This is a genomic window from Lysinibacillus sp. HST-98 (assembly GCF_016757845.1).
Taxonomy (GTDB): Bacteria; Bacillota; Bacilli; order Bacillales_A; family Planococcaceae; genus Lysinibacillus; species Lysinibacillus capsici.
Genome location: NZ_JAENHX010000001.1, coordinates 269,814 through 283,227, shown reverse-complemented (window position 1 = coordinate 283,227; position 13,414 = coordinate 269,814). Strand labels below are relative to the sequence as shown.

The following is a 13,414-nucleotide window of genomic DNA, read 5'->3' as shown; positions in this document are numbered from 1 at the left end:
ATGTAAAAAAACTCCATGTTGATCAGTCTTTGTTCAACATGGAGTTTCTGTCTGTATCGATGAACTTATACACGAGCAGAGCCACTCACAAACGCGGCATCTGGATAATACATATTTTTTACAAGTACATTTGGCCCTAAGCATTTGACTGCTGGACAATGGCAGTTAAGCGATTTTGCCAAGTCGGTCGCCATCCATTTATCAAAGATCAATGGTAGTTCGTCATGTACAATATTGCCGAGGGCTGGTGTGTCACCAAAGTCGGTAACGATCACATCACCTGTAAAGATATTGATATTCAATCGTGAACGACCGTCTGGGTCATTACGCATCGTGACATTCTTCTCAGTACGGAGACGTTGTAACAGCTTTTGATCTTCTTCGTTCATGCTACATGGGTAGAATGGTAGTGTACCAAATAACATCCATGTATTGTCATCACGGATATCTAGCAGGTGATGAATGGCTTCACGTGTTTCCTCTAGTGATAAAGAAGTAAGTGCACTTGCAAAGTCGGATGGATACATTGGATGCACCTCATGACGTGCACATTTCATCTCATGGATAATTTGGTGATGAATATGTTCTAAGTATGGTAAAGTTTTTTTGTTTAACATTGTTTCTGCTGATACCATTACACCATGTTCAGCTAGCATTTTTGCGTTATCAATCATGCGTTGGAATAAGGCTGCACGTTGGTCGTATGTTGGTTTGCGTTCCATCATTGCAAAGCCCGTTTCGACGAATTCATCGATTGTTCCCCAGTTATGTGAAATATGAAGGACATCAAGATAAGGTGCAATCAGTAAATAACGTGCTGGTTCCAATGTTAGGTTGGAGTTAATTTGTGTCCGTACACCACGTTCATGCGCATATTTTAAAAGTGGCAACACATAATTCTGGACGGACTTTTTACTCATCATAGGTTCTCCACCAGTAATGCTGAGCGTTTTTAAATGGGGTATTTCATCTAATCGTTTTAGAATTAATTCAATTGGTAATGCCTCAGGGTCTTTATTTTGTAATGTATAGCCTACTGCACAGTGTGCGCAGCGCATATTACAAAGTGTTGTTGTTGTAAATTCAATATTTGAGAGTGTCATTTGTCCATGTTGTTCTACATCTAAATAGGCTTCCCAAGGATCATAGACAGGTGTTATTTTTTGTAAGGTCGTCATCTTTCGTACATCTTCCTTTCTAGCAATCTATTGTCTCATATTCAACGATAATTTCAAATATGAAATTGCAGAACGAGCTTATTTAGGGCTAGTCGAATATTTTTTTCAATATAGAAAAAGTTCCCTCGTTTCAATGGTCGGATAGGCATGTGTATAAAGCGCATACATGTTCTAATATTCTGTCATAGGACATTTTACTGTTATTTTTCATAAAAAACGTTATCATGATATAGAGTAAATAGTCACAATGCATCGAAGAAAGTGGGAATGAACATGACGAAATATGAGATCTTATTGTTTGACGTAGATGATACATTACTAGATTTTGATTTAGCTGAAAATGCAGCACTAGACCGCATGTTTAGAGAGGAAAAGATAGCCACTACGCCCGAGATGATTGCGCGCTACAAAGAAATTAATGAATCGATGTGGCGAGCTTTTGAGCGTGGGGAAGTGACAAAAAATACACTACATAATACAAGGTTTGCGGTTGCTTTAAAGGAATTTGGGATGGAGGTCGATGGCGTCTACTTTGAATCACTATTCCAAAAATACTTACAGGAAGCACACCATTATGTAGAAGGGGCTTATGAAGTTATCGCTCAACTAGCTAATCACTATCATTTGTATGTCGTATCAAATGGCGTAACGTTGACACAGAATAAACGACTAGTGGATGCCGATTTAGCACAATATTTTAAAGGCATCTTTATCTCCGAGCAAACGGGCTATCAAAAACCAATGCCTGCCTTTTTTGATTATGTATTTGAGCGGATTGAGCATTTTGATAAAGCTAAAACGCTTATAATCGGCGATTCTTTGACATCAGACATTAAAGGCGGATTGCTGTCAGGCATTGATACATGTTGGTTTAACATCCGCAATGTTGAAAATACGAGTGGGATTGAACCGCATTATGAAATTAAAAAATTGCATGAGTTACATGAGCTATTGCATACAAAAATAGCACTATATTAAGACAGAAGGCACTTCCTTTGTTCCGTGAACAAAAGGAGGTGTTTTTTATGTTTTTTGTGGCTAATAAAAATTAAATTATCACTACCATACTGACAAAATAATCGAGTGCTTGCTATGTATAAAATACAATAGAAAAGGCAAAACCTTTTATGAGACTAGTTTCCATGAAAGGGGAAATATTCGATGAATATGGTTTTAACTGCCAGTAAACGTCAAAAGGGACGACAATCTTCTTTAACACAGCTTCGACAAAATGGGGGCATTCCAGGTGTGGTTTACGGCTTTCAAATGGAATCAACGGCAATTATGTTAGATGCGAGAGCCTTTGCAAAAATGTTAGCTACACACGGTACGAAAAGTGTTTTCCAATTAGATGTTGAAGGAAAACGCATTAATGCAGTTTTGACAGAGGTACAACGTTGTGCATTAAAAGGGAATGTTAAGCATGTGGATTTTAAATCCATCAATATGTCAGAGGAGCTAGAAGTGGATATTCCAGTGACTGTAATTGGGGATGCAGTGGGAGTTGCTGATGGCGGATTCCTGCTCCAGCCTAATCGTGAAGTGCGTATTAAAGTGAAGCCAACTGACATTCCAGAAACCATTGAAATAGATGTTACACATGTTGCCATCGGGACTTCTCTATACGTCGGAGATATTCGTCAACAGTTCTCGTTTGAAATTTTACAAGAGGATGACTACACACTTGTGACGATTACACCACCGGCTGCTGAAAACGTACAGGAAGATGATACAGTGGACGATACACCAGAAGTGATGGAAGCAACAGGACAAAATACTGCTGAACCAGAAGCATAAAGGAAAGAGGAGCCTCCTTACACTACGTAAGGGGCTCCTCCTGTTGTTGAAAAAGATCATGTCACTAGCAGAAAAAGACCTTTTAGCAAGGTGAGAGGTTGATTTCCGTTCCGCCAGCGTCCTTTCCAGGGGACGTCTGAGGAGCCGCTTCACTCACTTCCGTTCGCTCCAGGGTCTCCTCTGTGACGCTAAATCCCCTAGGAGTGACGCTGGCTCCACTCCAATCAACCATTCTGAAAAATGTCTTTACTTTTTCATACTAGCATAGCGATCAAATAGCCCATTATCTGTATTCTTAGAGGGGATAAGTTCTTATTTCCAAGGTGGAGAAGTGATGCGTGACAACACCTCTTCATAAAGAGTAATGAACACCTTCACTTTATTGCCCACAGGAAAGCAAGTAGCCTTCAACAGAAATCCATTTTCACCTTTCACAAAAATTCTATTGATTGTTTTGTTTTTCAACACTATGAGGAGCCTCCTTACACTACTTAAGAAGCTCCTTATTATTTGCTATAAAAATTGCTGTATGGATTTACGATAACGATAATAGAGTGTGATGTAAATACTACAAGTTGCTAAAAATAGCCATGGTGGAAGAAAGCGCATGATGGCAAAGGGTGTTTCAAATAAAAAAGCAAAAAGGAAGGCAGCACCTTCTTTATCCCATAAACCTGGGGTATAATATGCGCTTTTTATACTGAAAAAGGGAGCGACGTTATCGTTGCCATAAAAAATCATTAAGAAGATAAGAGAGAGTATTGCCCAATTGCTTGCATGTTTCATTAAACGTTTATATTTCGCAATGTGGGAATCATGATCTGAAAATAATTCATCATTACCATCTTTACTTTTTGTCCAATAAAAAGTGCCATCATATGATTTTTCTTTTACTATACGCCAGCCAAAATCCTCATGTAATTGCTTATAGGTAGCTTTATTTTCTTTGCGAAGCTCCTGCTGACAATCAATCCGAATAACTTGTTCAAGATCTTCAGTAGGCTGAAATGTATAAATACCTGCTGAGTTAATGTTGGAGCATCGCCAACCCTTAGCTAACATTTCATTTAACCAGCGCTCTTCCTTTTCGATATCAAAAAAGACTTTAAATTTTATCATGTTTGCCAGCTCCCTCATATAAAGCTAAAATGTGCTGCAATCTTTGTTGCTCTGCCGCTAATATTTCTAGACCCTCTTCGGTCGTTTGATAAACCTTGCGTCTTGAATCCTGGGTTTCAACAGGTGTAATCCAATGATATTTCAATAAATTTTCAATGGCTCCATACATAGTACCAGCAGCAATCCTTACTGTACCAGCACTCATTTCCTCAATTTTTTGCATCATCGCATAACCATGCAGTGGTTCACGTAAGGCAAGTAAAATGTAATGCATGGTTTCAGATAAAGGTAATAATTTATGTTTTTTCACATCTTCACCTCAAATATACAGTCAGACTATATAGTTTGATTATATATAGTTGAACTGTATATTTCAACTGTAAAAAAAGACAATGCAAAAACTGCATTGTCATTAAAGTTTAGACAACAGCGCTTTTCACGCCTGTCCATCGCATAAATAATTTTTCGTTATAGGATAAGGCAAATTGTACGATTGGTCCAAGTCCAAATGCCATAAATACCGTACCGATACCAATAGGACCGCCAAGTAGGAAGCCAATAATTGCAACCGTTACTTCCATTGTTGTACGAGAGCGAGTCACACTCCAGCCAAGCTTATGGACCATCATCAGCATGAGTGTATCACGCGGTCCAATACCTAAGTTCGCCACCATATACATCCCACAGCCCCAGCCAAGTAAAACTAACCCTGTTAGGTAAGAGATAAGTTGCATCCAAAAACCATCAATATCAGGTAACCAATAGTTAAAAATATCAATAAAAATGCCTGCCAAAAACATATCGATAAACGTTCCAGGTAAAGGGAATTTTTTTGTAATCAGCATATCAAATGCTAAAATAGCAAGTCCCAAAATAATGGACCATGAACCGATTGATAAGCCTACTGTTTTTGTTAAGCCAATATGTAGTACATCCCATGAGCCCACTCCAAAAAGTTGGCCTTTAATTGTTAAGGTGATACCAAAAGAAAGCACGATAATGCCTGTTATGAAAAACAAACAGCGCGTAAAAAAAGCTTGTTTCATTATTAACCCTCATTCATTCGAAAATTCCTGTTGTCCATCCAGTTATTATAACAATAGATTTTCATTATGCCCGAAGATTGTCATTTCACATTTTTCAAAAAAATACGGTTTAGCTTTCTTGGGAAAGGGCAAAATAGGTATATAGATGAAAGGATGGGATACTATGACTTCTGTACGTGATGAAATTTTAGAAGTATTAAATCGAGAAAAGATTGGAACATTGGCAACTGTTGAAAATGGCAAGCCTTACTCACGATACATGACATTCCAGCATGAAGATTTTGTATTGTATACAGTGACGAATAAACATTCAGAAAAAATGGAAGAGCTACGCAAAAACCCATATACCCATATTTTATATGGCTACGAAAATGGTGGCTTTGGTGATACGTATGTGGAAATAGAAGGGAAACTTACGGAAGTACATGAAGAAGGGATAAAAAATAAACTAGCTGAATTTTTTACGAGTATCTTTATTGGCAATCAGGATGAAATGGTGACATTAAAGATTGAGCCTATTCGTATGCGCTTAATGAATAAAAAAGGGCAGCCACCTAAAGAGCTAGAATTTTCAAACGACCATTGACAATGGTCGTTTTTTACTGATGTAGCGATAAATAGTTGCAATGGTTAGCATCTTTTTGGCATGATAGTTCTTAAAAGAAAAGGGAGTATAGGTTATGTCGATAAAATTACAGCAGCTAACACAAAATGTATTATCCTCTCAAGGAAAATTAGAGGCAGATTTTATACTGAGAAATGCGCAAATTGCGGATGTTTTTTCGTTAACATGGCAAAAAGCAGATATCGTCGTGAAAAATGGTATGATTGTTGCTCTAGATCGCACGAATAAGTTTCATGCTAAACAGGAAGAGGATGCGGCAGGAGGCTATGTCATTCCTGGTTTAATTGATGGTCATATACATATTGAGTCTTCTATGTTGACACCAGGGGAATTTAGTCGTGTTTTACTTCCTCATGGGATTACAACGGTGATGACAGATCCTCATGAGATCGCCAATGTCGCAGGAGCGGAAGGCATTCAATTTATGCTAGATGATGCACAAAAGGCAGATATGGATATTTTTGTGATGCTGCCATCAAGTGTGCCAGGTACACAGTTTGAAAATGCAGGCGCTACACTAACAGCTAAGGATTTGGCGCCATTTCTACCACATGAACAGGTTCGAGGATTAGCTGAGGTCATGGATTTCCCAGCGGTATTAAATGGGCAAGAGGACATGCTTCAGAAAATTTTATTATCACAGGAAGCAAATTTAGTCATTGATGGGCATTGTGCAGGCTTACAAAGCGAGCAAATTACAGGCTATCGAGCTGCGGGTATTCACACAGATCATGAGTGTGTAACGGCTGAGGAGGCCATTGATCGTGTAGAGCAGGGGATGTATGTACTGATCCGAGAAGGTTCAGCCGCTAAAAACTTACGTGACTTATTGCCAGCTGTCCAGTCACATAATGCTCGGCGCTTTGGTTTCTGTACAGATGATAAATATGTGGATGAGTTAATCGATGAAGGCAGCATCAATTATGATATCGCCATGGCAATAGCTGAAGGGATGCCACCATTGCAAGCAATCCAGTTAGCAACCGTTAACACCGCAGAATGCTATCGTTTATTAGATCGAGGTGTACTCGCACCAGGCTATAAGGCAGATTTTGTGTTAGTAGAGAATTTGTCAACAATGCAGGCAAAGGCCGTATGGAAAAATGGGCAGAAAGTGGCTGAAAATGGTAAAATGCTGACAAATCGTCAAGAGCCAGTTGTGCCTGCTCATATCCATCAATCTGTCCATTTACCAACCATTACAAAGGATAGGCTACAACTAGCATTCACAAAGGGTACAAAGGCGAATGTAATGGAGATTGTGCCGAATCAGCTAATTACCAATCATGTAATAATGGATGTACCTGTAAAGGATGGTGTTTTCGTCCCTTCTGTAGAACAAGATCTACTGAAACTAGCCGTCATCGAACGTCATCATCAGCTACACACGACAGGTTTAGGAATCGTCAAAGGCTTTGGCTTACAAAAAGGGGCAGTTGCCACAACAGTAGCCCACGATTCCCATAATGCCCTTGTTGTAGGAACAAATGATGAGGATATGGTCCTGGCGCTTACACGCATTCAGGAAATTCAAGGAGGCTTTGTCATTGTAGCGGATGGCCAAATTCTAGCCGAAATGCCATTAACCATTGGAGGCTTGATGACAGATGTACCAGCTCAGCAAGCAAAGGAGCAGCTAGCAGGCTTGCACAGTGCATTAAAGACGCTTAATCCAACATTAGATTTCCATTTTCTACTAACGTTTTCTTTTGTGGCATTACCAGTTATCCCTGCTTTAAAGCTAACAGATACAGGATTATTTGATGTGACAACCTTCCAGCATATCTCAGTAGAAGCATAGATGAAAAAACGACCTACTAGCTTTCATTAAGCTTTTAGGTCGTTTTCTTCTATTGCTTATTTAGTGCTAGCTCTCATTCACCATTATTTACGAACTATAAACATGCTTACAAGTCATTGTAATATGGAATTAGTCGTAAAATTAAGGATTGTGTGTTAATTATTTCAACCTCTTATTTTTAAGATATTTTCGTCTAAACATCACTACTAAAAATACATACATTAATATATAAAAGGGGGTGAGATTGACAATGAAAAATAATGATCGATTTATGAAAGTAGTTAGTATTCCTACGCCTTTATATGAATCCTTATTAGGTCAATATTTTGTTGGGCAAACCGAGTTAATTACCTTACAAAAAGGAAGAAATGCGTGGGGAAGCTTAAGTAATCCTAAATATTCTAATGTGGATTTGTTTGTAAATGCGTTTACCATTACTAATTTTTCTAAAAAACCTATTCTAGCTGAAATTTGGTTTAATGCCATACCTCCTGGGGATTCAATGATTTCTAAAAATGTAACGCCTACAAATACAGCCATTTATCCACCACCAAATCCAGACGTTAAAATTGAATTTGCTGAACTTGTTGAAGGGCACCCCTATAAAGGAGTAAATGCTTTTAAACGAATTGTTCCACCACAAAGTACTTTAGTAAGCGATGAAGATGGAAAATTTATTTTTCCATCTGGTGAATCATTTGTAATTTTTTTAGTTACACAGGACAATGAATGTATAGAGGCTGAAATAGCATTTGGGTGGTTTGAAAAAATGAAAAAGTACCATTAAATAATAAGGATATTGGTAGTAGAATATAATTTATAGGGATATCGATATCAATTAGTTAGAAAAAAGAAGCTAAAGCTCTCAAATATCTATTGAGAACTTTAGCTGCTGTATTATTGACTGGTTAAAGCATTTTTTCGAATCTATCAATGGCTTTATTAAATTCATTGTGAGTTTCTGTTACAACTTTCTTCAAATCATGTGTAATATTATCGACCTTTTCCGTATCACTTTCTATAGTCATTACATTATATTCGATATTTCGAAGTGCATTATCAACATTCAGTGCTAATTTTCGTACCTCTTCTGCTACGACTTTAAATCCGCGACCTTTTTCACCAACACGTGCAGCCTCTATTGCGGCATTCAGTGCTAGGACATTTGTTTGTTTAGCGATAGTATGAATCACTTTTACAGTATCTCTAATTGCGTCAACTTCTTTGGCAAGTGATGCTACGGCTTTTATGTTTTCTTCTGAATTGGATACAACAATTTCTACTAACTCCTGAGGCATACTTTTTAGTTTAGCAATAATCTCTAAAGTATTGAATTCTCGATTTGTAATATCTGTTGAAATTTTTAATATGGAACTTACCTTATTATTGTCATTGAAAATGGGGAGGTAAGTTGCTTCAAGCCATATAGAATCGTTCATTTTACTTATTCTTTCAATTTTTCCTTCATATTTTTCTCCATTTAATAAACCTTGCCATAGGAGATGATAGTCTGGGCTTTGTATAAAATCCGGTTTACAAAACTTTTCATGACCCATCCCAATAACTTCATCCACCTGATATCCTAGAACCTCTGCAAATTTTTTATTAGCCCAAATCACTTTTCTATTCAAGTTAAACTCTACGAGGGCTAAATTTTTTTTCATTGAATCTACAATTGCATTTTCATTCATATGTTTTGTCTGAATATTCATATTTTCAAATCCTTATATTAGGTAGCTAAGCTAAATTTAGTTCATACTTAATGATTATTAGATATGCAACATTACTTTTTCACTAGGTTTGTTATGGAGTTCCGTATTAAAGAGATCTATTTTAGGTAAAGGTTTCACTGCAAATTGTGCTAGACCATGCTTTTGTAGAATTCCATTAGAAGTAATGCGGGCAGACTCCAATATAATCGGTAAACCACTTCCTGGATGTGTACCACCGCCAACTAACCAGCTATTTTTTAATTCTTCAAATTTATTGTGAGGGCGGAATGTCAGCATCTGTGTAAGCTGATGACCTAGGTTAAAAGTTGCTCCTTTATATACACCTAAATTCTCTTCCCAATTTTTCGGTGAAATTATGTGTTCTTCTTCAATGTATTGCTCTAGATTTTCAATGCCAAGTTTGTCCTCAATTAACCCAATTAGCATGTTACGATAATCTTGTTCACAGGTATCCCACTCAATATGACTGAAATTATTAGGTACTGGTGCTAATACATATAGCGTTGATTTCCCTTGTGGGGCAACTGTTGGATCTGTTACAACTGCATTTTGAATGTAGATAGATGGATCATCCGACAACAATTTATGGTTAGTAATTTCTTCAACATTTTTTCGGTAATTTTTTGCAAACCAAATCGTATGATGGGGCAAATCAAATTTTTTATTGACACCTAGATAAAGCATAAAAGTAGAGCAAGAGTATTTTTTCTTCTCTAACTTTTCTTTAGTGTATTTTTTAAGAACACCAGGCTCGACTAAATGAGTCATCGCATGACCAAAATCACTATTTATTATTACTTCATTCGATGCTATTTTTTCGCCATTATCTAAAATGACACCCTTTACCTTTCGACCATCCAACCAGAGCTTTGAAACGCCACAGTTCGTGTAGATCTCGCCACCATTTTCTCGTACAACCTTTGCCATTGCCTGTGTTAACTTATTAATGCCACCTGTAATGTGGTAAACACCATAAGCATGCTCAATAAAAGATAGAATGGAAAATGCACCAGGACTTTCCCACGGAGACATGCCTAAGTATTTTGCTTGGAAAGTAAAGGCAAGTTGTAATTCCTCTTGCTTGTAAAATCGTGAAAGCGTATCGATTAAAGATCTACCGATTTCAAGCTCACCCAATGCCTTTAAAACTTTTGGTTGTAGTAAATCTGTATAACGATTCATGCTTGCTTGCAATACAGGTACTAACGCTTCTAATTTGTGATTAGTTTCCTTCATATATTTTTCAAAAGAGCCCTCATTGCCTGGAAATAGTTCATTTATTTGACGAGTCATTTCCTCACGATCACGAGTCATTTTAATGCGCTTATCGTGAAAAATTAATTCATACATTGGATCTAGGTTTACTAGATCTATATAATTATGTATATTTTTACCGGCAAGCTCGAATATTTCTTCAATAATATAAAACATATTTAAAAATGTGGGGCCCATATCAAATTTATATTCTCCTAGCTTTATTTCACTTGTTCTACCACCAATATAGGGTTGTTTCTCGTAAACTTTGACATTAAATCCTTTAGCGCTAAGCAGCATTGCCGACGCTAAACCACCTGGACCAGCTCCTATAACAATAATCTCCTTTTTCATTGTGAAAAACCTCCGTATCTGCTATTTAGTCTTATCACACTACCTGTATTGAGTCATGATTTATAAATAGATAAAAATATTTATTGATTGTACAAAAGTTATACAATGATTATACAATTAGTGTACAAAAATGTGCAAACTATATATTCTTGAAATTTAAAAAATTATTTTATGGCTATTGCGTGCAAAAAAAATCATAGACAAAAGCATGTGTAACCAATGCTTTCATCCATGATATTCTCGTTGAACTTCTCAATAAAATAGATTGTAAGAGCAATGCCTTATTTAAACAGGGATAGCAGTATTAATAAACTTTTTAACTTTTGCTTATAGTACTAGTTCTAACCAAAACGTTAAACTCCTACTAAAAATAAATGTTATTTAGAGTGAGAGTTTATAAGTTATTTATAACTTCATCAATAGTACTGGCAATAGCAATAGAATGTAAGGAATGTGTTTTTAAATACTCTTCAGAGCCAGCACCCCCCATATAAAATCGAATAGAGGGATGTTTTGCAGCGAAGTCATCTAATTGCTGAATGCTAGTAGGGTATAACTCAAATGGCCTTGTAGTCATAGCAGATAATAGAACCACCTTTGGTTTAAAATGTATGATTAAAGATTCAATTGCCCCAACAGCTGGAGAACTGCCAACAAGGAATGATCGCCAACCAGTCATCATTGCTTGCAACAATAAAATATGAAGTTGAACTTCATGATGCTCCCCTGGTAAGCATGCGCCCATTATTAGTGGTGCATCCTCTTTAGAGTGGTAATTCCGTCTTAATTGTACTAAATAATCTCTAACAATCATTGTAGTAACAGATTCTTGATACTCGGTCCATACCTGTTTTTCCCATAATCTTCCTACCTCTTGTAAGAAAGGAATAATCACATGAGATAGAAATTTTGCTAATCCTAATGAATGATTTGCTTGTTGCAGGAGTCGATTTAGTTCTACTTCATTGCAAAGTCTTCCTTCTTCCAATAAAAGATTACAGAAATGATCTACATTGTCGCTTATGGTCAACACTGTGGGGGTAACTGCCTCTAAAACATTTTGATTGCTAAGTACAATTGTCACTGCTTGTTTTATAGAATAGCCTTGGTTTGAAAGGCTAAGTACTTTTAAATATAGCTGCACATCCTCTTCACTATAAACACGGTGTCCATTTTCTAATCTTTTTGGATGAACAAGTTGGTAGCGCTCTTCCCATTTACGTATCACTTGTTTGGATAGCCCTGTGATTTCAGATACCTGCGTAATATTATATTGCCAATCTGTTGGTGTCATTATTTCCCTGCCTTTCTATAGCTAGTAACATTCATGATTGTGAGTATTTGTGTGCCGTAGTGCTTTCCGAAACCTTACAACTTTTCATATTATAATATAGATATTTAAAAGTTGTACAACAATTGTATAACTATAGTGGTTGAATATTGAATAAAAAGGAAATAAGGGTGGGGAATTTAATGAGACAATTTGTTGGTTTTTTCTTCCATACCATAATGAGTAGGCTATACGATTTTATAGATAAGCTAATGGCTTTAAATAATTTATTCATGTTATGTAAGCGGAGTAATTATAAGTCGGAATGGGTAATGAATATATTGAATTAGATGATGTAAATGAGAGGGGGAAAGAACATGAAATGGCTTGCACTCATAAGTTATTTCGCCATGGTTATTATTAATGGACTAGCTAGCACGGTGGGGATTAATGGGAAAAAGACAGGTGAAATTTCTAATCAGGTAGATGTATTGTTTATTCCAGCGGGTTATGTTTTTAGTATTTGGGGCTTGATTTATTTTTTATTATTCATTTGGCTTGTACAACAATTTCGATCTTCAACTACTAATCGTATAAATAGCAAGCTTGGTCTCTTTGTAATCACTGCATTATTAAATATCGCATGGTTGTTGAGCTGGCATTATGAATTGTTTATAACGTCCATTGTTATTATGGTCGGCTTATTGGTTCATATAATTTTTCTGTATGTAAGTTACCCGAAAGAGGATAATCGTTTTTCAGGGAGGCTTCCATTTTCTGTATATCTAGGGTGGATTAGTGTGGCGTTGATGGCTAATATTAGCTTTGTGCTTAAATATTATGAGTGGGATGGGTTTGGGCTCTCGGAGGAAATATGGGCACAGTTATTACTTATTCTTGCGACTGTGCTAGCTACTTTTATACGTGTTTATAAGCAAGATGTATTTTTTCCATTAGTAATTATTTGGGCTTTTATAGGAATCGCTATCAAGAATGGAGCAGATGCAGGGAGTATTTTCTATATGCCATTTATATATAGTTTGTTCCTGGTAATTTGGATTTTCATTGGAAGGCCTAAAAGAATATAGTTAAAGTATCTATAATATTTGATAGAAAGCGTGCTTTGAAAAGAAAATTTATTTATAAAGAAACCCAAACTAATGAAGTGTTATGAGCTTCTGTGTAGTTTGGGTTTTTTGTAAAGTTAGGTGACCTTTCATCCAATTCTTCTTATCCA

General features: G+C 36.6%; 14 protein-coding genes. 6 read left to right on the top strand and 8 right to left on the bottom strand.

Annotation, left to right across the window (positions count from 1 at the left end):
- Window positions 1-65: 65 nt before the first annotated feature.
- Window positions 66-1,178: a radical SAM/CxCxxxxC motif protein YfkAB gene (yfkAB, locus tag JIN86_RS01500; RefSeq protein WP_004230715.1), complete on the bottom strand. Its 1,113-nt coding sequence runs from the start codon at window positions 1,176-1,178 to the stop codon at window positions 66-68.
- A 273-nt stretch (window positions 1,179-1,451) separates the two neighbouring features.
- Here yfkAB and JIN86_RS01495 point away from each other — a divergent pair, with 273 nt between their 5' ends.
- Both JIN86_RS01495 and JIN86_RS01490 read left to right on the top strand, forming a co-directional pair.
- The gene (locus JIN86_RS01495) at window positions 1,452-2,156 is read left to right on the top strand and encodes a YjjG family noncanonical pyrimidine nucleotidase (protein ID WP_202341106.1); all 705 of its coding nucleotides are present in this window, start codon (window positions 1,452-1,454) and stop codon (window positions 2,154-2,156) included.
- A 183-nt stretch (window positions 2,157-2,339) separates the two neighbouring features.
- Complete coding sequence (locus JIN86_RS01490) at window positions 2,340-2,975, top strand: 50S ribosomal protein L25/general stress protein Ctc (RefSeq protein WP_004230698.1); 636 nt, start codon at window positions 2,340-2,342, stop codon at window positions 2,973-2,975.
- Window positions 2,976-3,287: 312 nt separating this feature from the next.
- Here JIN86_RS01490 and JIN86_RS01485 read toward each other — a convergent pair whose 3' ends face one another.
- The 4 genes from JIN86_RS01485 to JIN86_RS01470 form a co-directional block, all read right to left on the bottom strand.
- The gene (locus JIN86_RS01485) at window positions 3,288-3,443 is read right to left on the bottom strand and encodes a hypothetical protein (protein WP_202341105.1); all 156 of its coding nucleotides are present in this window, start codon (window positions 3,441-3,443) and stop codon (window positions 3,288-3,290) included.
- Between the two features lie 45 nt (window positions 3,444-3,488).
- On the bottom strand, window positions 3,489-4,094 hold the full coding sequence (locus JIN86_RS01480) for a DUF2812 domain-containing protein (protein ID WP_202341104.1): 606 nt from the start codon (window positions 4,092-4,094) through the stop codon (window positions 3,489-3,491).
- Window positions 4,081-4,368: a PadR family transcriptional regulator gene (locus tag JIN86_RS01475; protein ID WP_036218718.1), complete on the bottom strand. Its 288-nt coding sequence runs from the start codon at window positions 4,366-4,368 to the stop codon at window positions 4,081-4,083. Before JIN86_RS01475 ends, JIN86_RS01480 begins: the two co-directional genes overlap by 14 nt.
- Before the next feature lie 145 nt (window positions 4,369-4,513).
- A complete protein-coding gene (locus JIN86_RS01470) occupies window positions 4,514-5,140 on the bottom strand; it encodes a YczE/YyaS/YitT family protein (RefSeq protein WP_004230690.1) in 627 nt (208 codons plus the stop codon).
- 163 nt (window positions 5,141-5,303) lie between these two features.
- Between JIN86_RS01470 and JIN86_RS01465 the strand changes: the two genes are divergently transcribed.
- From JIN86_RS01465 to JIN86_RS01455, 3 genes are all read left to right on the top strand, one after another.
- Entirely contained in the window at window positions 5,304-5,726 is a 423-nt protein-coding gene (locus JIN86_RS01465) for a pyridoxamine 5'-phosphate oxidase family protein (protein WP_004230687.1), read from the top strand.
- A gap of 94 nt (window positions 5,727-5,820) precedes the next feature.
- Complete coding sequence (gene ade, locus JIN86_RS01460; protein ID WP_202341103.1) at window positions 5,821-7,566, top strand: adenine deaminase; 1,746 nt, start codon at window positions 5,821-5,823, stop codon at window positions 7,564-7,566.
- A 250-nt stretch (window positions 7,567-7,816) separates the two neighbouring features.
- Window positions 7,817-8,353, top strand: coding sequence for a DUF6143 family protein (locus tag JIN86_RS01455; protein ID WP_202341102.1), 537 nt, complete (start codon window positions 7,817-7,819; stop codon window positions 8,351-8,353).
- Between the two features lie 121 nt (window positions 8,354-8,474).
- Here the strand turns inward: JIN86_RS01455 and JIN86_RS23865 are convergent, their stop codons facing one another.
- From JIN86_RS23865 to JIN86_RS01440, 3 genes are all read right to left on the bottom strand, one after another.
- Window positions 8,475-9,278, bottom strand: coding sequence for a methyl-accepting chemotaxis protein (locus JIN86_RS23865; protein ID WP_004230681.1), 804 nt, complete (start codon window positions 9,276-9,278; stop codon window positions 8,475-8,477).
- A 57-nt stretch (window positions 9,279-9,335) separates the two neighbouring features.
- Window positions 9,336-10,907, bottom strand: coding sequence for a phytoene desaturase family protein (locus tag JIN86_RS01445; RefSeq protein ID WP_202341101.1), 1,572 nt, complete (start codon window positions 10,905-10,907; stop codon window positions 9,336-9,338).
- 394 nt (window positions 10,908-11,301) lie between these two features.
- Window positions 11,302-12,201, bottom strand: a complete 900-nt coding sequence (locus JIN86_RS01440; RefSeq protein ID WP_004230677.1) for a MerR family transcriptional regulator — start codon at window positions 12,199-12,201, stop codon at window positions 11,302-11,304.
- Between the two features lie 353 nt (window positions 12,202-12,554).
- Here JIN86_RS01440 and JIN86_RS01435 point away from each other — a divergent pair, with 353 nt between their 5' ends.
- Window positions 12,555-13,265 carry a TspO/MBR family protein gene (locus JIN86_RS01435; protein WP_202341100.1) on the top strand — a complete coding sequence of 237 codons (711 nt, stop codon included), beginning with the start codon at window positions 12,555-12,557 and terminating at the stop codon, window positions 13,263-13,265.
- Window positions 13,266-13,414 lie beyond the last annotated feature (149 nt).